The organism is Chrysosporum bergii ANA360D (assembly GCF_029891735.1).
GTDB classification, from domain to species: Bacteria; Cyanobacteriota; Cyanobacteriia; order Cyanobacteriales; family Nostocaceae; genus Umezakia; species Umezakia bergii.
Map to the genome: position 1 here is coordinate 17,924 of NZ_JANQDH010000025.1, position 22,822 is coordinate 40,745.

Genomic DNA, 22,822 nt, shown 5'->3' on the forward strand with positions numbered 1-22,822 from the left:
AGCATTGGTGAAACTCAAGTTAAATGACTCCAACAATGTATCTTTAAGTGAGATTATTGTTTTTTCTCAGCTGCTCTGCACGTTGCTGCAAACTTTGGAAAAAATCGCCCTCAATGATTTCAGCAACTTCTTCTTCTTTCTTTGATTCATCAATTTTAATTTGCAGTTCTAGCACTTGTTGTTTCAGTTTTTGTTCTCGCTTATAAAATTCCCGAGACAGATGAATGGCTGCTGCTGCTTGGTTAGCCAAAGCAGTTAAAAAGTCTAAATCCTCCTCAGTATAACGGACAAGGGGAGACAAATTATCAACATATAACACCCCCATGGTTTCTTGATGATTTTTCAGGGGGACGCACATACAATTCTGAATCCGGTCTAGGAGAATAGAAACAGAACCATGAAATCGCTCATCCCCCTTGGGATCTTGAGAGATAATTGCATCACCGCTCTTGTAGGCGACATTGACGATTTTGCGACTGTAAAACTCTTGACTAGAATGAACATGATCTCGTAACTTGACCGCTTTTGGTTCGATTTGTTGAGACTCTTCATCCAATAAGAGAATTACCGCCCGGTCGATTCCCATAATTTGAAATAACAAATCCAGAATTTTTTGCAACAGTTGATCTGGTTCATCGGGGGAACACAGCTGTTTACTGACTTCTAAAAGAATTTTTAGTTTGTTGACTGGGCGTTGCTGATTATTGTCAGTATCAAGATTAACAATTGACTGATTTTTGGAGTTTTTACCCAGCAAATTCTCTAGTTGATTGGGAGTTTGGGGTAGAGGAATTTGTTTGAATTTCTCGCCTAGTGATTCTTGATCATCAATATCCTTTAGCCGTGATGTGGTCAGGTGGTGGACAAATTTAAATGTGGCTGTACCGCACATAACTTGATCACCTCCACTCAATTGACATACATCAACCTGGACTTGATTGACAAAAGTATGATTACTACTACCACAATCTTTAATAGTTACACTGTTATGAGTAACAAAAATCTGAGCATGGTGACGAGATACAGTTTCTTCTAGCAGAACAATAGTATTATCTATTTGGCGACCTATTGTGTTAACTCCAAGTTTCAATTGATAAACTCTTTCATTTGCTGTTTCAGAAGCGTAGATTAAGTAAGACACGGTTGCTACTCGGATATTTTCTAACTATATTTAAATGATTTAAATCCTAATGGCCTGGTTAGTAATTTGTTGAGCCATTTTTTGCATAACTTCAGTGATGGGATGGTTTTTGTATTTAATTGTAAATATCCCTTGACTAGCTAAACGTAGCATATCGGCAGAGTCTGGGAGGATGCCTAACACTGGTAAATTGTAGGTTTGTGTGACTTGTTGGCGCATTTTTTCAAAGTCGTATTCAGGTAAAGCTTTATTAACAATGAGAAACATCTGAGGGACTTTCAGTCGCCGGGCTACGTCTACTGTAACTGCGGTTCCCTGAAAGTCTTGTTGATCTGGTCGCAATATCAACAGCAGAGTTTGGGAAACTGTTAAAGAAAGTAAAGTTTCTTCACTGAGACCAGGATGGGTATCAATGAATAGATAATCTAATTTTAATTCCTTAATCAGCTGCTGATATCCTTGAAATAACAATTCTGGATCAAAACCTTCTCTTAATATGCGAGAAATTTCATTGAGTTTGACGCTGGCGGGAACTAAATAAATTTTGCTATCAGGAGTTCCCTGATTTTCTAGCACATGACTGACATCATGGGCAGCATCACTAATTTTACTCTTCCCCCACAGAAAGTCATTCAAAGTGTTCAAGGTGCGATTGCTTTTTTGAAGTTCCAAGCCAAAGAGAATGTGAATTCCCGGGGAAGGAAGGTCGGTATCAATAATACCAACACGATTTCCTTCACGAGCAACTAGGGTAGCCAGATTAGCTGTGGTATTAGATTTCCCAGTCCCGCCCCGATAAGAGTGAATAGAAATAATTTTTGACATAGACTTAATTACTCACCATTGAAAAAATATACCAATCCCCACAATATACAACGAATTTTTCCAGTATTACTATTTCTAACATACTTTGTTCCTGTGGGGTAGCAATGGATTCTTTACAGTTGTGTGCCGATACCTTGGCAGCTTATGGAGCGAGTGAGTCAGAAACTCTAGAACTGCTGAATTACAATGAAAATCTGTTCACTCCTCCCCGTCCAGAACAACTACACCAAAACCGTGTTGAACCTCATCTTGCCACCTGGAACCAATATGTACAACAGTCTCATACCATTGGGGCTTATGCAGCCTTAAAACCACACTTAGTGCAGTTACAGTTCCCTATTTATTCTGGTATTAGCGAAACCCAAGAATATCGAGCCGCAACCCGCCAAGGAAAATCAACCGAACACATGAAGATTTCTAACGGGTTTACTTTGCTGCAACCAGAAAAACTGCAACTATACACATATCAAACCTTAGCTGGTGAGATTCCCATCTTAGTTGCAGGTAACAGACCTGACTTTATTAGCTTAGTCCAAGCCTTAACAAAACGCAATGAACCCCACCCCATCCCGGAATCAATGGGGGCTTGCATTATCCAGGGGTATAACAACTGGCATCGAGTGCGAGAATATCAGCAAGAATGGCTAAAGGAAAATCAAGATGATCAACTAAGATGGAATGCCGAATTTCAACGCCTAGTCCAGCGCCCAGAACTGTACCGGGATCGCTTTATTTTGCTCAGTCAAGGTACATATAGCAACGTTAGTGCTACTAAGTTAGGATTAGACCAACAAAAATGGCTAGAACTTTCTGGTAAAATTCGCTTAGAACACGAATGCACCCATTACGTAACGCGCCGTTGGTTCGGCTCGATGCGAAATAACATTCTTGATGAGTTAATTGCAGATTATCGTGGTATTGTCAGTGCAATCGGCCATTATCGGGCTGATTGGTTTTTACATTTTCTGGGTTTAGAAGCTTTTCCCATCTATCGTCCAGGAGGCAGATTAGAAAATTACCGGGGGAACCCCCCACTTTCGGAAGGGGCGTTTAAAATTTTACAAAGGCTAGTCAAAGCAGCAGCGGAGAACTTAGAACAGTTTGAGCAAAAGTATCAAATAAACCCAAAAACCAAAGCAGAAGCAATGTCCATATTTATAGGCTTGACAACCATTAGACTGGAAGAATTGGCATCTGAAGCCGGAATATCCCTAATCGAAACAGCTGTAGAGAATGCCAAACAACTTATTGGTCAAAACCAAGAAATTACAACCCAGTGAAATACAACCCTTGAGACTTTCATGATTAAACAGGTGAGACTATGATAGACCTTTTTCTGAAACAGTTAAGTAATGGCGATATCCAATGGCTGAAGCAAAACGGACACACGGAAAACATTCAGACAGGGGGCGTGTTAATTGAACAGGCGCGATCGCCTGATTTTTTATACCTAATCATTAGTGGCGAATTCATGGGGAGTATTAGCCAAAATCAAGGGGGTAGATTAGGGCGTGTGTTTGCAGCCCTGGAAGATGATCAAGACTTAGAACAGGAAATTGCCCGCTTTTCCCCAGGGGAAGTGATGGGAACAGTTTCAACCGTGGAGCTAACCCCGGCGAAAATGACCATTAGAGCCACAGAAAACTCCTCCTTACTCGCCATTCCCCATCCGCTACTCCAACAACAAATAACACAAGACCTGGGTTTTGCCTCCCGATTTTATCGAGGAATAGCAACTTTACTCTCAGAGCGTTTTGGGCGACTTGTTCAATACTTTCTGCGTCAGCACAAAAAACAAATTCCCCCTCTAGAGGATGTACCCCTAATTTTTGGGGAACTGCGTGACAGTGATGTTGACTGGATGCTAAACGTGGGTAGATTAACACAAATATCAGCCCAAGAAGTTCTCATTCTCAATGGGGAACAGATGGAAAATCTTTATATCCTCCTGCAAGGGACAATAGCCGTCCTTGTCAAAGAAGAACAGCCCAATAAACTCATCAGCTTGTTTGCAGCCTTAGAAAGGGATGAACAAACAGATGAATCATTAGCCACAGAGATCATCCGTCTCAACAGAGGAGAAATTTTAGGAGAGGCGATCGCTTTAAACGATCCCATGTCAAACTACACCTTGAGAGCCTTAGAAAATTGCAGCTTACTCACCATTCCGGGTCAACACCTGCTAGTCAAATTACAGCAAGATGTCGGCATTGCAGCGCGGTTCTATCGAGTTGTTTCCATGCTGATTTCCGGGAGATTACAAGGCTTAATTAGCCGTTTGGGATATGGTCGAAGTCCCTACCAAGTCGGGCAAACTCTAGACACACAAGCAACTTATGAGGATGAAATTGATTTAGAAATCATGGATAACCTGACTCTGGGCGGGGCCAGATTCGACTGGATGCTCAAACGATTAAAAGTCAGTTAAACATTGATCAAGCATAAATTATCAGTGGGCATCAGTGGATTAATTATTATGTCAGATTCATCAAAAAAACTATTTCGTCAGGAAGCTTTAGAACGCCTATCCTCACCAGAAAGGCTCGACCAGCTGATGAACGTTGTCAATCCTAGAGCTTGGTTACCACTAACCGGCTTGGGATCTTTGGTAGCAGTAGCCGCAGTTTGGAGTATTGTTGGTCGGCTTCCCCTCACAGTCACAGGACAAGGTGTGTTGCTCTATCCTCGCGGTGTAGTCCAATTTCAAGCACCTAGTGAAGGAACCGTCACCAAACTTAGCATTAAATCTGGAGATGAAATCAAAAAAGGCGACATCATCGGATTGATTAGCCAACCTGCTCTAGAACAGCAACTGCAACAAGAGCAGAAAAAGCTGAGAGAATTATTGACTCAAGCGCAAGAAAGCGAATCAGCCCTCAACACAAGACTAACTGCAGAAAGGGAAAATCTAGCTAAACAACAAGCCACCCTCCAATCCAGTCTAGAAAGAGAATCCATCATACCCAGGTTACGCCAACAAAACCTGAAACTACTAGCACAAAATCGTGAGTTGATTGAAAAAAGACTTAGGGACGACCAAAAAGTTTTACCCAATCTGCGTCAACGAAGTTTCGATTCTATTAAACAAAAAAAAGAAGGTCTCAATAACCGCCTGAAGCAAATTAACAAATTGCTCCCCCAACTGGAAACACAGCTAGAGGCTCGACGCAGCTTGTATGACCAAAAAATTGTTAGTGCTGATGTGATGTTAGGGGCTCAAAGAGAATACTTTGATAGTCTAGCCCAACTCTCCGATCTGGAAGCCCAAGAGAAACAGCTAGAACTAGAGCAGGTAAATACAGAACGACAGTATTTAGACAGCATTAACCAAAGTAACCAACTGAAAGTTCAACTACAAGAAATTCAGGTCAATGAAGTTGATCTAGAAAGACAATACCAGCAAAGCCTGAATAAAATCGACGAACTAAACACCCAACTTCAAGGAATTAACAGTCAACTAGCCAAGTTAGCTCAAGAAGAATTAGAGGCAAACATTAATAGTAAGAATAGAATTGATGAAGTAAAAGTCAGAATAGCTCAATTAAAAAAGGAAATAGAATTAAAAAGCCAAATTATCAGTGATTATGATGGCAAAGTCCTTGAATTATCAGTTGTACCCGGGCAAATAGTTTCTGGAGGATCTCGTTTAGGATCAATTAATGCCAAAGGTACTGTTGCCAAACTGATGGGCGTCATTTACTTTGCTGACAAAGATGGTAAGCAAGTTCAACAGGGAATGGAAGTGCAAGTCACCCCCAGTTTAGTTAAGCGAGAACGATTTGGTGGTATTTTAGGCACTGTAAAAAATGTCGCACCTTTTCCAGTAACAGTGCAGGATATGTCAACCATTATCGGTAACCAAAATCTGGCAGAAAATCTAGCTCAAGGTCTGGCATCAGGAGGCGGTACTGCCCCTGTGCAAGTGTTCGCTGAACTGGAAACTGCCAATACCAATAGTGGCTATAAATGGTCTTCTTCCACAGGTCCTGACATCCAACTGTCTCCAGGGACTACCGTACAGGTTCGGGTCAAGGTGGGAGAAATTGCACCTATAGCCTACGTCATCCCCATCTTTAGGTCTATTACTGGTATTGATTAGCATACTATGAGTATAGCATTTATTTCTAACTTGATCAGACGGAGTGACGGTGGTCGAGTGCGAACTCCCACCATGCTGCAAATGGAAGCCGTGGAGTGTGGAGCAGCAGCACTGGGCATTGTCTTGGGTTATTACGGCCGCATAGTCCCCCTGACGGAATTGCGGCTGGAATGTGGTGTATCTAGGGATGGTAGCAAAGCCTCTAATGTTCTTAAAGCTGCTCGATTATATGGTTTAAACGCCAAAGGCTTTAAAAAATCTTTGGCAGCAGTGCAAGAAATTAAACCTCCTTTTATTGTTTTCTGGAACTTCAACCACTTTTTAGTAGTGGAGGGCTTTGTTGACAAAAACGTTTACATTAACGATCCAGCCACAGGTCCAAGAAAGGTTTCCTTAGATGAATTCGACCAAGGGTTTACGGGTGTGATCCTAGTGATGGAACCGGGACCAGAATTTAAGAAAGGTGGTAAAAAAAAGGGGATTATCCCCGCATTAGCTACACGGTTACAAACCTCCCGTTTGGCGATTATTTTCTGCTTGGTGGCCGGGTTGTTGCTGACAATTCCTCGCCTGGCTATACCTGCCTTTACTCAAGTATTTATTGATGAAATTATCATTGAAAATCGCACTGACTGGCTGCGCCCCCTGGTGTTGGGTATGGTTTTAACAGCTTTGCTCACCGGTTTATTAACCCGATTGCAGCTCACATATCTGCGAAGATTACTACTCAAGCTCTCAGTTACTATGTCCGGTCAGTTTATTTGGCATACTATCCGTTTGCCAGTGGGGTTTTATGCCCAACGCTTTGCCGGCGAAATTAGTAGTCGTGTTCAACTCAATGATCAGGTGGCACAAATCCTTTCAGGACGTTTGGCCACCACTATCATAGACTCCGTGATGATAGTGTTTTATGCCTTGATCATGTTTTTCTATGATCCATTGTTGACCTGGATTGCCATTATTTTCGCCGTCGCTAACTTCATTGCCTTACAGTCCCTATCTCGGAGCCGAGTAGATGCCAATATCAGATTGTCACAAGAAACAGGAAAAGTCGCAGGAATAGCTATTAGTGGTATTCAAAGCATAGAAACAGTCAAGGCCAGTGGGTTAGAGTTGGACTTATTTTCTAAGTTTGCCGGCTATTACGCCAAAAGCATCAACGCCCAACAAGAGTTAGGGATACCCACCAGAGTCCTCGGAACCTTCTCCACAGTCTTGACTTCCGTGGCAGTCACTTCAATATTAGTGGTGGGGGGATTTAGGGTAATGGCAGGAAGTCTCAGTATCGGGGGACTCATCGCTTACCAAACCCTGACCGGGGAATTTTTCCAGCCGGTCAATCAACTGGTCAACTTTGCCGGTACTCTACAAGACCTAGAAGCCAACTTAAATCGTCTAGATGACGTTTTAGAAAACCCCATAGATCCCGAAGCCCAACGAGCAATTGACCAGGATAACTCCAGCCCGGCTATGTATAGCCAAGAGTCTTTTAAATTACAAGGGTATGTGGCATTGCGGGGACTCACCTTTGGCTACAGTCGCCTAGAAGATCCCCTGATTCAAGATTTAAACTTGAGCCTAAAACCCGGTCAAAGAGTTGCCCTCATCGGTGGGAGTGGTTCCGGTAAATCTACTGTGGCTAAGTTGCTCACCGGACTATACCAACCCTGGTCAGGGGAAATACTCCTAGATGGTATCCCCCGGCGGCAAATTACTCGCCCCATCCTAGCCAATTCTTTGGCTATGGTAGAGCAGGAAATCTTTCTATTTGCAGGAACCGTGCGGGACAACCTCACCCTTTGGGACTCAACCGTACCGGAAGAAGATATCATTGCAGCCTGTCAAGATGCAGCCATCCACGATTTGATTCTGAATACCCCTGGAGGCTACAATAGTCAACTCAGTGAAGGTGGGATGAATCTAAGCGGAGGACAGCGCCAGCGATTGGAAATTGCCCGCGCTCTAGTGAGAAATCCGTCTATATTAGTTTTAGATGAAGCAACTAGTGCCCTTGACGCGGAAACCGAGCTAATTATTGACAGAAACTTACGCAGACGGGGTTGTTCTTGTATTGTGGTTGCCCATCGACTGAGTACTATTCGTGACTGTGATGAAATTATAGTCTTAGAACGAGGGAAAGTGGTACAGCGAGGTACTCACGAAGAGTTACGCAATCAGCCCGGAGTTTACACACGCTTAGTTGGTACTCAAGAAGAAGGATAAATTATGACTATTGCTCGGCAAGGACGCATTGTTAAAGGTAATGAACCATTGCTTTTAAATGATCCGGATACCATCTGGTTCGTAAAATCCGGTTCTCTAGTCTTGCACGTTATCTCACTGGAAAACGCAGAGATTAAAGGTAATCGCCGCTTTTTGTTTAATATAGGTGCTGGGGAAGCTTTGTTTGGAGCTACTTTAGCACCCAGCAATCAACACGCAGATTGGAGATGTATTTTGGCGGTAGCGCTGGAAGAAACCGAACTGCTGGAATTGACATTAACAGACTTATTAGAGCAAGTCAAACACCGTAACTTAGAAGCCATTACCCTGATTGAGGGCTGGTTTAATCACTTAGGAAAATGGTTACGAGGGCAACTAACACCAAGCCACGCCCCCACTAATAGCATTGTTGCTGAAGGAACTCACTATATATCATTGCTGAAACAGCAAACCCTGGTGCCGTCTCGTTCCTCCTCAACGATGCCATGGGTAGTCTGTCAACAGGGTACAACTCGCTGGCTAGGTATGGAAGACTTTATACTAGATACTTCTTCGCCCCCCATACCTCTCATGGGCAGTACTTGGTTGGAAGCGGAAAATTACGTTGAAGTTTATACCACTCCCACCCAAGAACTAGAACAGGTGGAACAGTTACCGGCCAGTTTTGCCCTCTTACACGCTTATTTTTTCCGCTTGTTTAATGTTTTAGAACAGGAACAGATCGCCTCGGAATTTCAACGTTTCCAGCAAAGGCAAGAGTTCAACCGCTTGATGATTGAAAGTTCCATGGGAGAGTTAACTGCGGTGTTAAAACCGCAAGAACCAGAATTATTGCCACAAGGAACTTCTTTACTTATGGCTGCTGGGGCTGTGGGTAGATATATGGGCATTAAGATTCTACCCCCCGCACAATCGGAAAACCTAGATCGGCTTCAAGAACCTGTGGAAGCCATCGCCCGGGCTTCTCAATGCCGAATTCGCCGGGTGTTGCTGGCTGGTGACTGGTGGAAACAAGAACATGAGGCTTTGTTAGCCTATACTCAAGCTAACCAACCCGTAGCTTTATTACCAGATCAAAACCAAGGTTATCTTCTGTTTGACCCGGAAACTTTGACTCGAATCCCCGTTGATGCCCAAGTGATGGAAAACATCAATCCAGAGGCTTATGTATTTTATCGACCTTTGCCGCCAATAGTCAGTAACGCCCTGGAAATTTTCCGTTTTGGCATCAAAGGATACGAAAAAGATGTGGCGGCAATTTTAATTTTGGGTATCTTAGCATCGCTATTGGGCATGGTCACTCCCCAAGCAACTGCTATTCTGGTTAACGATGCTATTCCGGATAGCGATCGCTCTTTATTATCCCAACTGGCACTAGGTTTATTTGCCGCTGCTTTCGGGAAAGCCACCTTTGAGTTAGCCCAGCAGATTATCTCTTTGAGAGTGGAAAGTGCTGCTGATGCTTCTCTGCAACCGGCTTTGTGGGATCGAGTTCTCAAATTAACTCCGGGATTTTTTCGCCAGTATGCCTCTGGGGATCTTCTCACTCGTCTTTTAGCAGTGAGTCAAATTCGCGGTCAATTGACTGGTTCTACCCAAAGCACCCTGTTAAGTGGAATTTTTGCTATCCTCAACTTAGGGCTGATGTTCTTCTATAGCTGGAAGCTGACCCTGGTAGGTGTTGGTGTGACTATTTTGGTAATCATTGTCACAGTGATTTCCAGCAGGATGTTAGTCCACAAACAACGAACACAAGAGAAATTAGATGGAGAAATTGATGGACTGACTGTGGAATTAATCAACGGAGTAGCCAAACTGCGTGTTGCTGCTGCTGAGGAACGAGGATTTGCCGCCTGGGCGAAGAAATACAGCCATCGAATCAAGTTACAATCGGGAATCCAAGCCATTAATGATAGTGTAACAGTTTTTAATGAAACCCTGTCTGTGGTGAGTTCGGTACTAATATTTTGGTTTGCGATTTTATTTATTCAAATGGCCGCAGCCCAGAGAAACCCTACCGGACTATCACCGGGAGCATTTCTGGCTTTTAACTCAGCCTTTGGTGTTTTTATCAGTAGTGCCACACAGATCAGTAATATTTTCACTGATATTTTGGAAATAGTTCCTTTGTGGGAACGAGCTAAACCAATTTTGCAATCACAACTGGAATCAGATCCCAGTAAGGCCGACCCAGGACGATTAACAGGACGTATTTCTTTAGAACATATCACTTTTCGCTATCGTGAGGATGGACCACTCACCTTAGATGATGTCAGCATTCATGCCGAACCCGGGGAATTTATCGCTATAGTTGGACCTAGTGGTAGTGGTAAGTCTACAGTGTTTCGCTTGTTGTTGGGCTTTGAGACTCCTGCTAGCGGTACAGTCTATTACGATGGACAGGATTTAGCCGGACTGGACATACCAGCTGTACGACGACAATTAGGTGTGGTGCTGCAAAATGTCCGCATTTCCTCATCCCCAATTTTTGAAAGTATTACATCCGGTGCTTTAGTCACTTTAGATGAAGCTTGGGAAGCAGCCCGGATGGCTGGATTTGAGGCAGATATACAAGCTATGCCTATGGGAATGCACACTGTAATTAGTGAGGGGGGGAGTAATCTTTCCGGGGGACAAAGACAAAGATTGTTAATTGCCCGTGCTTTGGTTTTAAAACCTAAAATTCTGTTGATGGATGAAGCAACTAGCGCCCTTGATAATCAAACCCAAGCCATTGTTAGTCAAAGTTTAGATCAACTCCATGCCACTCGTATTGTCATCGCCCACCGTCTCAGCACCATTCGCAATGCTGATCGCATTTATGTAGTAGAGGCTGGCCGCGTGGTACAGGTGGGAACTTATGATCAACTAGTCCGGGAGGAGGGGTTATTTGCTCGCTTGGTAGCGCGACAGTTGGACTAGTGGGTTGATCAGTTGCAGAGATATCTGCAAAGCCCTCATATCACCTCTGTTTTAAAATATCTGGCAACCATAACAAGATCAGCATGACTAAGCAAACCACTACTAAGCCAACGCTGTAGCGGAATGCGTCTTGGAGATTAAAGGATTGCTGGATCAGATATAGTGTTGTCAGCATAAAACAATTTTTATTACATATTCTGTCATATATTTACACCACAATCCATCCCCTCAGTCAATGACCCGCAGCTAAATTTTAATGAAATATTAGTATTTTAATACTTGATGTAATTCTTCTGCTGAGGAGGAGTTTAACAAACTAAGATGAAGAGGAGCTTGACTGAGATACTCAGCATAGGAAGGCTGTAAATAACGGGCGTATTCTGGGCGGTTGAGAAGGTGTGTTTGCCAAAAAGCTAGATTCAACCCCTGAAGATAAGAATAAGCAGGTTCACGGTTTGGTCCCAGTAAAGCTGATGGTATGGGTAAAACAGTATTTTCTAAATTATCTGCCATGGTTTCCCCTATGGTAGTAAAATGTGTGGCGTTTTCGATTAATACCAAGTACTTATCAGGAGTAGTCAGCCAAGTAAAAGGGCGCACCTGCTCAGATACAATTGGCGTAGCTATATCCTGGCTATTTGCCACTAACATCACAGGAACCTGAACTTGGCTGATACCACTTTCACCAAAAATTGAACTAGATAAGGGATTAATAGCCAATACAGCTTTAATGCGCTGATCTTCCATGTGGTAATCTTTGGGTTGTAATTCTGTGACTTGACACTGCAAAAACAGCGATAAATTAAAACTGGAAATGTTACCACTACAATCTTGTTGCAGTTGCTGAAAATTAATCTTTGCCCCTGCCAAAGTTAACACAGTATAACCACCAAAAGAATGCCCAATTGCTCCCACTTGCTGAAAATTCAGTTTTTCTTCCAGGTGAGGATTTAATTTTGCCCACCTCTCTAACTCATCCAGCATAAATTTCACATCTAAAGGTCGGTTAATAAATTCTTTTGCTTCTAATGGTCTGGCTAAACCTGTTAAATAACGCTGAACCCGTTCTGCATTACTACCGGGGTGTTCTAATACCGCCACTGCAAAACCGTGTGATGCTAAATGTTCAGCCAAGTAAGCAAAAGAAGAACGGTCAGAAGCAACACCATGAGAAATGACAATTACAGGAAAGGGCTGTGAAGGATATTTCAGGCTGGGTAAATAAAAATATGTTGGTATAATGCGATCGCGTTGCCAATCCCTAAAAATCAACTCTTTTCGCACCCAAGTAAATGAACCAGGGGACACCAAATCTGGCTGTTGAGCAAAGTTAATGTTAGCATTAACAGACTGATATATGGCTTGTTGTTGAATCCAAGCCACAACTTTATCCCTGTTCTCTAATAGTTGAGACAACTCATCAACTAACCTTAGTCCCTCTGTAAAATTTAGCCGTAGAGTGGATGTGGGAAAGTGACGCAAAAAATTAACAATTGTTAAACCTTCTGGATGTGCCGCCGCCAATATCAAAGCACCCCGTAGAGCATAAAAGCCATTTTGCCCCGACTCTGTGCGGAGTAAGTCTCCTAAACGCTGTATCAGGTCTTCGCCTATGGGTGAGTAAGTGACCTGAGATACAAGAGTAGGAGAAACATTAAACTGCTGTTGAAGTAGCTGTCGTAATTGAGCAAGTTGCTGGGGATGAATCCGACGAGCATAAAAAGAAAATTCATTAGTGATTTTCCCTTCCTGAGCAAATATTTCTAAAGAATCAACACTGAGGGAAAATTCACCAAAGGGCGGATAAAAAAAACTCAGCCGTTGCGCCGCTAACCCTGGAATAGCAGTAATAAAAGTAGATAGCAGTCCTAAACTTAGATATTTAACAAATTGCCTCATTAATTTAATCTAGCTATCAGCCGATTTTTCTCCCTGGGGTTTGTGACCTTGAGAACAGCGATCAAACCACTCCTGATATTTTTCTTTAAATGACTCATTGCTTACAGCAATTGTGATTTTTACCTGCTGACAACCATGATTTTGTTCTAGAGCGATCGCATTTAAAAGTAAGCTAGCAATTTTTGGTGAACTAAATTCACCACTCACTGTTAAATGACCATTAACAACCGTCCCCATTGGTTTGTCTATTGACTGCAACTCAACACCAGAAACCTCACCTTGGCTTAAATCAATTTCTACCAGTTTTTTATTTTCTGGACTAACTTGTTCTACAATTAATTTTTCCCGTCGCACCGGTACTTGTAGCATCCGAGTTTCAATTTCTTTGCGAACAATCACCTCACCAATTTTATGTTTGCTCTGTTTACCTATCAGTCGTTCTTCTATTAAACGAACAACATTTCCGTCCTCAACATGGGCTAAATTTGTTTTTTCACTAGGACTTTTAACCATTTGCTTACTCCTAATTAGTTGGCTAGTGAGAACAATAGATAGTGGAACATTTAAACCCACTACCAAAGCCTGACCATACCCCACCTGCACCAGATTGTAAATTAGCGTTCCTCCACAGGAAGATTACCGGCATTTACATCTAACTCTTCACGGCGCACAGTGTCTTGAGTCTCTACCGTCTCTCGTTCTACAACTTTTTCAAATTTCACCTCTTCACGCAAAAATACTTCTTTGCGAATTTCCGGGGTTTCCTCGTAGATTTCTATACGAGCAACCTCACCTTCACGAAAATCAGCAGTCTCAGGAGAAACAACCCGACCCCCATCTTCTGGAGTAACACGCTCAATCACAACGTGTTCTTTTTCTATGGGTACAGAAACTCTTGCAGTTTCCCTTTCAACGTGCTTACCAATTGCCACTTCTCCAATTTTTTCTCGTCTTTTGTTGGCAATTAGCCGTTCTTCATACAATCTCAAGGTTTGATGGTCTTGCTGATTTAGCCTGTATAAAGAAGGTTCTTGTTCGTAACTATAAGTTTCACGGCTATAAGTCGGGGTTGATGTTTCTACAGGTCTGATATCGCGATAAACCCCCCGCACCTGTTCTTCGTAGTCGTAGTCAAGTGTTCTACCTTCTTGAAATGCCGGTAAATTTTCCGCCTGTTCCCTAGTCATACCAATGGCGTAAACTCGGTCAGCATCATAGTCAATGCGGGAACGTCCAATTGGTAGTAATACTTTTTTACCAAATATCCAAAAACCTAAATCAACCACTAAATAACGAAAATGTCCTTCTTCATCAACTAAAACATCAGTAACTGTACCAACCTTTTCATGAGTTATATCTGTGTACACACCTAAACCTTTAATCTCCTTACCTTGAATATTCTGGCGATAATTTGGATCAAAATCAGCTAATTTATGCAGAGCCATCACATTTTACCTCTAAAGTTTCATACCATCTCTTAAGAACTATAATAAATATTTTTTGGTTTGTTTAACTCCTACTAGAGAATGATCATATTAAAAATAATAATCTCATAATAATCCCAGAAATTATAGATATTTTAATTATAAAATATCAAAAATATATAGCTGTTTTCGCTGCTTAGTGAGGTACATCATTAACAAGCAGGATGCTTGTGTTACAAGACGAGCATTTACATTTACATCTCACGTATTGAAGAAATGCTATAAAAGTAGAAGCAGAGGTTAAACTGCCCCCGCTTCCAGAATTTAACATCAATTAAACCAACAAATTAAACAGTTTCATCTACACTTAATTCGCCTGTAGTATCAATATCCAACCGTTCTAGACGAATTGTGTCTTGTGCTTCCACCGTGTGTCGGTCTACAACTTTTTTCACTATCACTTCTTCCCGCACAAAGGCTTCCTTGCGAATTTCAGGGGTTTCTTCATACAATTCTATGCGTGTTACTTCCCCGTCTTGAAACTTAGGGGCGTTAGGGTCTACAACTGTTCCTGCTTCTGCAGGGCGGACGCGCTCAATTAAAACACGTTCTTTGTTAACTGGTACTGTCACCCGTGCAGTTTGGGTTTCAACGTGCTTACCAAGTCCTACTTCCCCAGTTTTAACCCGATGCTTGCCGGCAATCAATCTTTCTTCATACAACCTGAGTGTTTGATGATATTGTTCATTTAAATTATATAAACCTAGTTCTCTTTGATAAATAGATGTTTCCCCTGACTGAGATACATTGGTAGTCTCAGGACGGAAAACAAGGCGTACTTCTTTTTCATAATCTTCATCAACAGTCATACTCTCTTGATATTCAGGTAAACGCTCGACTTGCTCTTTACTCAGTCCATCAACATAAACGCGGTTGGCTGGGTAATTGATGTGGGAAAGCCCAATGGGTAGTAATATCTTTTTACTCAGAGAGTCTAAGCTGCTGTCAATAACTAAATATCGAAAGCGTCCATCTTGGTCTACTAAAGCATCAGCCACTGAACCGACTCTGACTCCACTCTCGGTGTAAAGGTCTAAAGCCTTAACATCATCACCGCCAAAGGTTTCTCGGTAGTTAGGGTCAAATTCTTCGAGTTTGTAAAGAGGCATATGTTTCCAGGTGTAGAATATTTATATTTATCCATCACCAAAAATATAAAAATTATTATCTTGGTTTTCCTCTGGCTGACGGGTGAATTTAGGGTATATATTTGAGGTTATAAATTTATTTCCCCAATGAATTAATTACCTGTTTGCATATAACTTAAGATATATTACTCGTGGACTCTCTTAACAGGGAACAGGCAAAAATGAAAAAGGGATATTAACATCATTCCCTTTTCTCTCAACCAACTATTGATTTAGTCTAATTATAACAGTCGAAAAATAAAGGGATAACGGAATGGTTGATCAGACTGGCTTAAACAGTGGAAAATTGCCCAAATTGTCAAACCCCAATGGAGTAAAAAACCCAAAGCAACAACAGGAAAGAATAAAATTCCCCCTAGTCCAAAGGTAAAGAAAGATAAAATACCCAGAGGAACGCCAATTATAGTTGCCCAAAACCAAACATTAAAGTGAAAGTTAATGGATTCTTTGGCGTTGCTTTTCACAACTGGGTCGTCAGAAATTAAGTTAATGGCAATGGGAACCCCTACAGACAATAATGTTGTACTAAAAAAAATTGCTCCATGACACAGGGATGATAACAACTTACGCTTATCAGAATCATATCCAACTGGCATCTGCTTTCCTCTCAACTCAGTTTCTCACTTTTATTGTAACTAACACATAATAAGTTGAGTATTGCAGATTACCGTACTGCGGCAGTTTTTCCTAATTTTTTTCAGATAAACTAGAATATGAGGTTTATTTAATAAAGGTGATCAAAAATGGGTCGCATTAATCCCTACACCCTCCAAATGCAGATTACCCGGATGTTTGAGCAAGGGCAATCATTTTTTGCCACTATCAAAGTCCAAGAATGGTTAAAAGAACGCCAACATAACCCACTAGATTATGAAATTATTTTTCATCAAAAACCAGCGCCCCCTGGTTCTTTAGCAGCGATGATGGTGGAAATTGAACTACGTCGCCGGGATGGCCAACCAGTAGACCCTTGGTTACAGGAACAAGTAAATAATCATACTTAAATAAAAGTATAAATACTAACTTAACTTACAAGGGGCTGGGTGTAAACCTTAAAATATGCCAAGTAAATATGCCTTCGCTAGTTAAAACTGTCAGGATCAGAAAGTAAAGAGTAAAAGAGATTGTCTTTTACTCAGCGCCTTTTGTTCAACTCCCACAACAGGAGGTTTGATTTGACTAAACTAAAAGTTGGCATTAATGGCTTTGGTCGTATCGGGCGACTTGTGCTGCGGGCTGGTATTAATAACCCCAATATCGAGTTTGTAGGTATTAATGACCTAGTACCACCAGATAACCTGGCTTATCTATTAAAGTACGATTCTACTCACGGTAGATTAAAAAGTCAGGTGGAAGCTAAGGATAATGGTATCCTGATTGATGGGCATTTTATCCCCTGTATGTCGGTTAAGAATCCGGCAGAGTTACCCTGGGGGAAACTAAATGCAGATTATGTGGTAGAATCAACAGGACTGTTCACAGATTATGACGGGGCAGCAAAACACCTGCAAGCCGGTGCTAGGCGAGTGATAATTTCTGCTCCCACCAAAGATCCAGAGCAAGTGCGGACTCTGTTAATGGGCGTGAATCATTACCTATTTGACCCGGTAAAAGACTTGATTGTTTCTAATGCCAGTTGTACTACCAACTGTCTAGCTCCCATAGCTAAGGTTATCAATGATAACTTCGGACTGACCGAAGGGTTGATGACTACTGTTCACGCCATGACTGCTACCCAGCCAACTGTAGATGGCCCTAGTAAAAAAGATTGGCGGGGTGGAAGGGGTGCATCCCAAAATATTATCCCGGCTTCCACAGGTGCAGCTAAAGCAGTCGCACTGGTTTTACCAGAATTAAAAGGCAAGTTAACTGGTATGGCCTTCCGGGTTCCCACTCCTGATGTTTCTGTGGTTGATTTAACTTTTAAAACTGCTAAAGCTATTAGTTACCAGGACATTTGCGCGGCCATGCAGCAGGCCGCCACAGGTCCACTGGCAGGTATACTAGGTTATACAGATGAAGCAGTGGTTTCCACAGATTTTCAGGGTGATGCTCATTCCAGTATTTTTGATGCGGGTGCTGGTATTGAGTTAAACTCCAACTTTTTTAAAGTTGTGGCTTGGTATGACAACGAGTGGGGCTACTCTAATCGGGTGGTTGATTTAATGTTGTCAATGTCAGAAAAAGAACAACTCACCGGGGTTGGTGCTGTGGCTTGATGAGGAGTTAGGGAGCAGTTAGAGACGCGAAACCATCGCGTCTATAGAAGAGTCCGGATGTACCAATTGCTAAGTTAGGAACAGGCGGTTTAATTGAAGAGCATTATATTGGACAGCACATTGGAGGAGAACACGCCTAAAATGGGGCTGTGGCTCCAGTCAGCTTGGCAATCTTTCTGAAAAATTGCCAAAATCCCAATTGTGAGGAACAGTCAAGGGTGTAAGGAAGTAAAGCAGTAAGGAAACCAAACCAACTTACGGAGAAAATTATGTCTAAAAGCTTACTAGAACAATTGCGCCAAATGACAGTTGTGGTGGCAGATACAGGCGATATCAAAGCAATTGAGAAGTTTAGACCCCAAGATGCTACCACCAATCCTTCTCTGATTACTGCGGCAGCACAGATGCCGGAATATCAAGAAATCGTTGATCAAACCTTACTCCAAGCTAAAAAAGATGCTGGTTCTACTGCTAGCCAAAAGGAGATTGTCACCCTGGCTTTTGACCGTTTAGCTGTGGCTTTTGGTTTGAAGATTTTAGAAATTATTCCCGGTCGTGTTTCCACAGAAGTAGACGCTCGCTTGTCTTTCGATACCGAAGCCACCGTTACCAAAGCTAGAGAGTTGATTGCTCAGTATCAAGCCGCAGGGGTGGGACGCGATCGCGTATTGATTAAAATTGCCACCACTTGGGAAGGAATACGCGCTGCGGAAATTTTGGAGAAAGACCGTATTCACTGTAACTTAACTTTACTGTTTGGTCTTCACCAAGCCATCGCCTGTGCAGAAGCCGGCGTTACCTTAATTTCTCCCTTCGTGGGGCGCATTCTTGACTGGTACAAGAAAGATACTGGAAGGGATAGCTACCCAGCAGCGGAAGATCCAGGGGTACTATCAGTCACCCAAATTTACAACTACTACAAAAAATTTGGCTATCAAACCGAAGTCATGGGAGCCAGTTTCCGCAACATTGGCGAAATTACCGAACTGGCAGGTTGCGACTTGCTGACCATTTCTCCCACACTCTTGGGAGAACTGCAAGCAACTATTGGAGAACTGCCACGCAAACTTGATCCTGCCACAGCAGTAAAAATGGAAATCGAACAGATATCTGTTGATCAGGCCACCTATGACAAGATGCACGCAGCCGACCGCATGGCATCAGACAAACTAGCAGAAGGTATCGACGGCTTTACCAAAGCACTAGTTTCTCTAGAAGAACTGTTAGCACAGCGACTAGTTACCCTAGAGGGGAAAGCCGTTGCCAGCCATTAGGATGTAAAGGGTAGTGAGTTGTTAGTGGTTAGTTGTGATCAAACCATCAACCATTAACAACTGACTGCTTCAAAGATAAAGTCTTTGTTTTAACTGAAAACCACTTGATTAAATACCTTTAAAGTTAATGAATAAAACAGCACAGACCTTAATGACAACAAAAAGCAATGAAAATACTAGTATTAAATGCTGGATCGAGCAGCCAAAAGAGTTGTTTGTATGAAATTGCGGATGATCATCTTCCCAACGAACCACCCCAGCCCCTGTGGTCAGGGAAAGTTAACTGGACACAAGACCGGGGTGTGGCGGAAATTGAAGTAAAAACTGCCACTGGTGCTGTGCTGCAAGAATCAATCTATGGCGATTCCCGACAGGCACACGTTGCCTATATGCTCTACAGTCTGAGTCGCGGCACTACCAAAGTAGTTGGGCATCTATCAGAAATTGATGTGGTGGGGCATCGTGTAGTACATGGTGGTCAGCAATACAGAAAAAGTGTAGTAATTACGGAAGAAGTCAAAAAAACCATTGGCAATTTATCGAGTCTAGCACCGGCACACAATCCAGCCGCTTTAGAAGGGATAGAAGCCATTGAGCAAAGCTTGGGAGATGTAACTCAAGTGGCAGTATTTGATACAGGATTTCATGCCACCCTGCCGGAGGCAGCTGCCATTTATCCAGGCCCCTATGAATGGGTAGAACAGGGTATTCGCCGCTATGGTTTTCATGGTATCAGTCATCAATATTGCTCCCATCGTGCTGCCCAAATTCTGCAACGAGATTTAGCATCCCTGCGCTTGATTACCTGTCATTTGGGGAATGGTTGCTCTTTGGCAGCCGTAAAAAATGGTAACAGTATTGACACCACTATGGGCTTTACACCCCTGGACGGTTTAATGATGGGGAGCCGTTCCGGTTCAGTTGACCCAGGGATTTTGATTTATCTGTTGCGGCAGTCGAATTACTCTGCCGAACGACTAGATTATGTATTAAATAAAGCATCTGGTTTACGGGGTATTTCGGGAGTATCCAGCGACTTACCCCAAGTCATAGAAGCCATCGCCCAGGGGAACTACCGCGCTCAACTCGCTTGGGATATGTATGTGCATCACTTACGGTCTGGTATTGGTTCAATGCTACCTAGCCTAGGGGGGTTAGATGCTTTAGTTTTTACAGCAGGTGTGGGGGAAAAATCAGCAGGAATACGCCAAGCAGCCTGTGAAGCCTTCGGATTTTTGGGGTTAAAAATCGACCCGGCCAAAAATCAGCAGCAGCCCATTGATGAAGATATAGCCACACCAGACTCAGCAGTGCGAGTGTTAGTTATTCGCACTCAAGAGGACTGGGCGATCGCTCAACAATGTTGGCAGCTAATGCCAACAAAATAGCCTAAACCTAGCTTTTTCACCCAAATCTGGCTAGCTGGAGATTTAAAAACACTCAGGGGGGACCAACAAGCCCACCCCTGAAAAAAAGAATCTAAAGAAGCTAAACTTATACCAAACCGCCAGCAGCTTGAAAACGAGCGCGAGCGCGTTTAAAGGCTTGGTTTGCCTGAATTTGAGCTTGGCGATCGCCTGGTGGCACTTGATTTAAAGTGGTTTGTGCTTGGTTGTAAGCGGCACGAGCATCTTCCAATTTAATCGCGTCGCCACGTTCAGCACCGTTAACCAAAATTGTCACTTCATCCTCTTCCACTTCAGCAAAGCCACCCAAAAGGGCGATGGCTTGCCAATTCTCGCCTTTGCTGGAGCGGACACGCATCACACCAGTGTCTAAAGCAGTTAACATAGGTGCGTGTCCACTGAGGATACCTAACTGACCGGTAGTGCTGGGTAGAACTACTTCGTCAGCTGGGGCATCCCAAACTATTTTATCTGGGGAAACTACACGAACAGTTAGAGTCATTTGTCTTAGTCCTTGGTCTTTTGTGGTAATTTTCTGCAATTTTTGACACTAGCCATTAGCAATTCCACTAATGACTAATGACCCATGACTAATGACTAACCTTTGAGCTTTTCAGCCTTAGCGATGGCTTCGTTAATGTCCCCCACCAAGTAAAAAGCCTGTTCTGGTAATTCATCCAATTCACCAGATAAAATCATTTGGAAGCCCTTAATGGTATCTTCCAACTTCACATACTTACCAGGAGAACCAGTGAACACTTCCGCCACAAAGAACGGCTGAGACAAGAACCGTTCCACTTTCCGCGCCCGTGCTACGGTGAGACGGTCTTCTTCAGACAATTCATCTAACCCGAGAATGGCGATAATGTCCTGAAGTTCTTTATAACGTTGCAATGTTGACTGTACAGCACGGGCTGTGTTGTAGTGTTCCTCACCTACAATTTTCGGTTGCAACATGGTGGAAGTAGAATTTAATGGGTCAACCGCAGGATAAATTCCCTTGGAAGCCAAACCACGAGATAGTACTGTTGTTCCATCCAAGTGAGCAAAGGTAGTGGCAGGTGCGGGGTCAGTTAAGTCATCCGCAGGTACGTATACCGCTTGAATGGAGGTAATGGAACCCTCTGTAGTAGAGGTAATTCGTTCTTGTAGTGCGCCCACATCGGTTCCCAGTGTCGGCTGATATCCCACAGCTGACGGCATCCGACCCAGCAGAGCCGATACTTCAGAACCTGCTTGTACAAAGCGGAAGATATTGTCAACAAACAGCAGCACGTCTTGCTTGTTCACATCGCGGAAGTATTCCGCCATAGTCAAACCTGACAGACCTACCCGCATTCTGGCTCCAGGTGGCTCGTTCATCTGACCGTAAACCAGAGCAATTTTCGATTCATTGAGGTTATCTTTATTGATTACCCCAGATTCGATCATTTCGTTGTAGAGGTCATTACCCTCACGAGTGCGCTCACCCACTCCAGCAAAGACAGAAACGCCCCCGTGCTGTGTAGCAATGTTGTTAATCAATTCCATCATGATGACGGTTTTACCAACACCAGCACCGCCGAACAGACCAATTTTACCACCGCGTCGATAGGGAGTCAGGAGGTCAACAACTTTAATCCCAGTTTCAAACACCGAAGGTTTGGTTTCCAGTTCTGTGAATTGGGGAGAAGGGCGGTGGATGGGTAAGGTTTCCTGAGAATCCACAGCCCCTTGATTGTCTACAGGTTCACCCAGGACGTTAAAAATTCTTCCCAAGGTAACTTTACCAACTGGGACGCTGATGGGAGCGCCTGTATCAATAACTTCCAGACCTCGCACTAAGCCATCAGTGGAGCTCATAGCAACTGCTCGCACCTGGTTGTCGCCTAGAAGCTGTTGTACTTCAACAGTTAGGTTGATTTCCTGTCCAGCTTCGTTGGTTGCTGTGATGGTCAGGGCGTTGTAGATTTGCGGTAATTTTCCACCGGGGAATTTAACATCTACAACCGGACCAATAACTTGGGTAATGTAGCCAATGTTTGTTTTTTCTGCTGTGGTGACCATGCTGAGCCTAATAATTGAAGCTATATTTCAGATCGGGTCTTGGAAGACATGAGATTATGAAATGTCATCTTTCACTCTAGCACTGGACGGGGACACAACTCCGTTACTAATTTCTTAAAAAAGGAAAATGGGGGAA

Annotated in this window: 19 protein-coding genes; 9 read left to right on the forward strand and 10 right to left on the reverse strand. The window is 43.0% G+C overall.

Features of this window, described 5'->3' with window-relative positions; genetic code table 11:
• Positions 1-43: 43 nt before the first annotated feature.
• Positions 44-1,141, reverse strand: a complete 1,098-nt coding sequence (locus NWP17_RS03890; RefSeq protein WP_280653601.1) for a GAF domain-containing protein — start codon at positions 1,139-1,141, stop codon at positions 44-46.
• A 39-nt stretch (positions 1,142-1,180) separates the two neighbouring features.
• Positions 1,181-1,966 (reverse strand): MinD/ParA family ATP-binding protein, encoded by a 786-nt coding sequence (locus NWP17_RS03895; RefSeq protein ID WP_280653602.1) that lies wholly within the window; start codon positions 1,964-1,966, stop codon positions 1,181-1,183.
• Positions 1,967-2,070: 104 nt separating this feature from the next.
• On the opposite strand from NWP17_RS03895, the gene NWP17_RS03900 reads away from it, so the two are divergent.
• Genes NWP17_RS03900 through NWP17_RS03920 form a run of 5 tightly spaced genes read left to right on the forward strand, consistent with a single transcriptional unit; the run spans position 2,071 to position 11,210 of the window.
• Positions 2,071-3,246, forward strand: a complete 1,176-nt coding sequence (locus tag NWP17_RS03900) for a DUF7005 family protein (protein ID WP_280653603.1) — start codon at positions 2,071-2,073, stop codon at positions 3,244-3,246.
• Between the two features lie 41 nt (positions 3,247-3,287).
• Positions 3,288-4,394: a cyclic nucleotide-binding domain-containing protein gene (locus NWP17_RS03905; protein ID WP_280653604.1), complete on the forward strand. Its 1,107-nt coding sequence runs from the start codon at positions 3,288-3,290 to the stop codon at positions 4,392-4,394.
• Positions 4,395-4,442: 48 nt separating this feature from the next.
• A complete protein-coding gene (locus NWP17_RS03910; RefSeq protein WP_280653605.1) occupies positions 4,443-6,065 on the forward strand; it encodes an NHLP bacteriocin system secretion protein in 1,623 nt (540 codons plus the stop codon).
• 6 nt (positions 6,066-6,071) lie between these two features.
• Positions 6,072-8,288: an NHLP family bacteriocin export ABC transporter peptidase/permease/ATPase subunit gene (locus tag NWP17_RS03915; RefSeq protein ID WP_280653606.1), complete on the forward strand. Its 2,217-nt coding sequence runs from the start codon at positions 6,072-6,074 to the stop codon at positions 8,286-8,288.
• A gap of 3 nt (positions 8,289-8,291) precedes the next feature.
• The gene (locus tag NWP17_RS03920) at positions 8,292-11,210 is read left to right on the forward strand and encodes an NHLP bacteriocin export ABC transporter permease/ATPase subunit (protein WP_280653607.1); all 2,919 of its coding nucleotides are present in this window, start codon (positions 8,292-8,294) and stop codon (positions 11,208-11,210) included.
• 40 nt (positions 11,211-11,250) lie between these two features.
• Here NWP17_RS03920 and NWP17_RS03925 read toward each other — a convergent pair whose 3' ends face one another.
• The 6 genes from NWP17_RS03925 to NWP17_RS03950 all read right to left on the reverse strand — a co-directional run bounded on the left by NWP17_RS03925 (position 11,251) and on the right by NWP17_RS03950 (position 16,337).
• Complete coding sequence (locus NWP17_RS03925; RefSeq protein ID WP_280653608.1) at positions 11,251-11,385, reverse strand: hypothetical protein; 135 nt, start codon at positions 11,383-11,385, stop codon at positions 11,251-11,253.
• An 89-nt stretch (positions 11,386-11,474) separates the two neighbouring features.
• Positions 11,475-13,109 (reverse strand): alpha/beta hydrolase, encoded by a 1,635-nt coding sequence (locus tag NWP17_RS03930; RefSeq protein WP_280653609.1) that lies wholly within the window; start codon positions 13,107-13,109, stop codon positions 11,475-11,477.
• A 9-nt stretch (positions 13,110-13,118) separates the two neighbouring features.
• Positions 13,119-13,622, reverse strand: a complete 504-nt coding sequence (locus tag NWP17_RS03935; RefSeq protein ID WP_280653610.1) for a DUF2382 domain-containing protein — start codon at positions 13,620-13,622, stop codon at positions 13,119-13,121.
• 101 nt (positions 13,623-13,723) lie between these two features.
• Entirely contained in the window at positions 13,724-14,554 is an 831-nt protein-coding gene (locus NWP17_RS03940; RefSeq protein WP_280653611.1) for a DUF2382 domain-containing protein, read from the reverse strand.
• Positions 14,555-14,880: 326 nt separating this feature from the next.
• Positions 14,881-15,702, reverse strand: coding sequence for a DUF2382 domain-containing protein (locus NWP17_RS03945; RefSeq protein WP_280653612.1), 822 nt, complete (start codon positions 15,700-15,702; stop codon positions 14,881-14,883).
• A gap of 260 nt (positions 15,703-15,962) precedes the next feature.
• Positions 15,963-16,337: a DUF4870 domain-containing protein gene (locus NWP17_RS03950; RefSeq protein WP_280653613.1), complete on the reverse strand. Its 375-nt coding sequence runs from the start codon at positions 16,335-16,337 to the stop codon at positions 15,963-15,965.
• 147 nt (positions 16,338-16,484) lie between these two features.
• Between NWP17_RS03950 and NWP17_RS03955 the strand changes: the two genes are divergently transcribed.
• The 4 genes from NWP17_RS03955 (at position 16,485) to NWP17_RS03970 (ending at position 20,622) form a co-directional block, all read left to right on the forward strand.
• On the forward strand, positions 16,485-16,745 hold the full coding sequence (locus NWP17_RS03955) for a hypothetical protein (RefSeq protein ID WP_280653614.1): 261 nt from the start codon (positions 16,485-16,487) through the stop codon (positions 16,743-16,745).
• A gap of 171 nt (positions 16,746-16,916) precedes the next feature.
• The gene (gene gap, locus NWP17_RS03960; protein WP_280653615.1) at positions 16,917-17,960 is read left to right on the forward strand and encodes a type I glyceraldehyde-3-phosphate dehydrogenase; all 1,044 of its coding nucleotides are present in this window, start codon (positions 16,917-16,919) and stop codon (positions 17,958-17,960) included.
• A 269-nt stretch (positions 17,961-18,229) separates the two neighbouring features.
• Positions 18,230-19,234: a transaldolase gene (locus NWP17_RS03965; protein WP_280653616.1), complete on the forward strand. Its 1,005-nt coding sequence runs from the start codon at positions 18,230-18,232 to the stop codon at positions 19,232-19,234.
• A gap of 167 nt (positions 19,235-19,401) precedes the next feature.
• Complete coding sequence (locus NWP17_RS03970) at positions 19,402-20,622, forward strand: acetate kinase (protein WP_280653617.1); 1,221 nt, start codon at positions 19,402-19,404, stop codon at positions 20,620-20,622.
• Between the two features lie 106 nt (positions 20,623-20,728).
• Here the strand turns inward: NWP17_RS03970 and atpC are convergent, their stop codons facing one another.
• Both atpC and atpD read right to left on the reverse strand, forming a co-directional pair.
• A complete protein-coding gene (gene atpC, locus NWP17_RS03975) occupies positions 20,729-21,142 on the reverse strand; it encodes an ATP synthase F1 subunit epsilon (protein ID WP_280653618.1) in 414 nt (137 codons plus the stop codon).
• Between the two features lie 95 nt (positions 21,143-21,237).
• Positions 21,238-22,686 carry a F0F1 ATP synthase subunit beta gene (atpD, locus tag NWP17_RS03980; protein ID WP_280653619.1) on the reverse strand — a complete coding sequence of 483 codons (1,449 nt, stop codon included), beginning with the start codon at positions 22,684-22,686 and terminating at the stop codon, positions 21,238-21,240.
• Between the last annotated feature and the right edge of the window lie 136 nt (positions 22,687-22,822).

Excerpts from the sequence above, each read along its gene's own strand:
- NWP17_RS03895 (WP_280653602.1), bottom strand. The coding sequence starts at position 1,966 with ATGTCAAAAATTATTTCTATTCACTCTTATCGGGGCGGGACTGGGAAA.
- NWP17_RS03900 (WP_280653603.1), top strand. The coding sequence starts at position 2,071 with ATGGATTCTTTACAGTTGTGTGCCGATACCTTGGCAGCTTATGGAGCG.
- NWP17_RS03905 (WP_280653604.1), top strand. The coding sequence starts at position 3,288 with ATGATAGACCTTTTTCTGAAACAGTTAAGTAATGGCGATATCCAATGG.
- NWP17_RS03910 (WP_280653605.1), top strand. The coding sequence starts at position 4,443 with ATGTCAGATTCATCAAAAAAACTATTTCGTCAGGAAGCTTTAGAACGC.
- NWP17_RS03915 (WP_280653606.1), top strand. The coding sequence starts at position 6,072 with ATGAGTATAGCATTTATTTCTAACTTGATCAGACGGAGTGACGGTGGT.
- NWP17_RS03920 (WP_280653607.1), top strand. The coding sequence starts at position 8,292 with ATGACTATTGCTCGGCAAGGACGCATTGTTAAAGGTAATGAACCATTG.
- NWP17_RS03925 (WP_280653608.1), bottom strand. The coding sequence starts at position 11,385 with ATGCTGACAACACTATATCTGATCCAGCAATCCTTTAATCTCCAAGAC.
- NWP17_RS03930 (WP_280653609.1), bottom strand. The coding sequence starts at position 13,109 with ATGAGGCAATTTGTTAAATATCTAAGTTTAGGACTGCTATCTACTTTT.
- NWP17_RS03935 (WP_280653610.1), bottom strand. The coding sequence starts at position 13,622 with ATGGTTAAAAGTCCTAGTGAAAAAACAAATTTAGCCCATGTTGAGGAC.
- NWP17_RS03940 (WP_280653611.1), bottom strand. The coding sequence starts at position 14,554 with ATGGCTCTGCATAAATTAGCTGATTTTGATCCAAATTATCGCCAGAAT.
- NWP17_RS03945 (WP_280653612.1), bottom strand. The coding sequence starts at position 15,702 with ATGCCTCTTTACAAACTCGAAGAATTTGACCCTAACTACCGAGAAACC.
- NWP17_RS03950 (WP_280653613.1), bottom strand. The coding sequence starts at position 16,337 with ATGCCAGTTGGATATGATTCTGATAAGCGTAAGTTGTTATCATCCCTG.
- NWP17_RS03955 (WP_280653614.1), top strand. The coding sequence starts at position 16,485 with ATGGGTCGCATTAATCCCTACACCCTCCAAATGCAGATTACCCGGATG.
- NWP17_RS03965 (WP_280653616.1), top strand. The coding sequence starts at position 18,230 with ATGTCTAAAAGCTTACTAGAACAATTGCGCCAAATGACAGTTGTGGTG.
- NWP17_RS03970 (WP_280653617.1), top strand. The coding sequence starts at position 19,402 with ATGAAAATACTAGTATTAAATGCTGGATCGAGCAGCCAAAAGAGTTGT.
- atpC (WP_280653618.1), bottom strand. The coding sequence starts at position 21,142 with ATGACTCTAACTGTTCGTGTAGTTTCCCCAGATAAAATAGTTTGGGAT.
- atpD (WP_280653619.1), bottom strand. The coding sequence starts at position 22,686 with ATGGTCACCACAGCAGAAAAAACAAACATTGGCTACATTACCCAAGTT.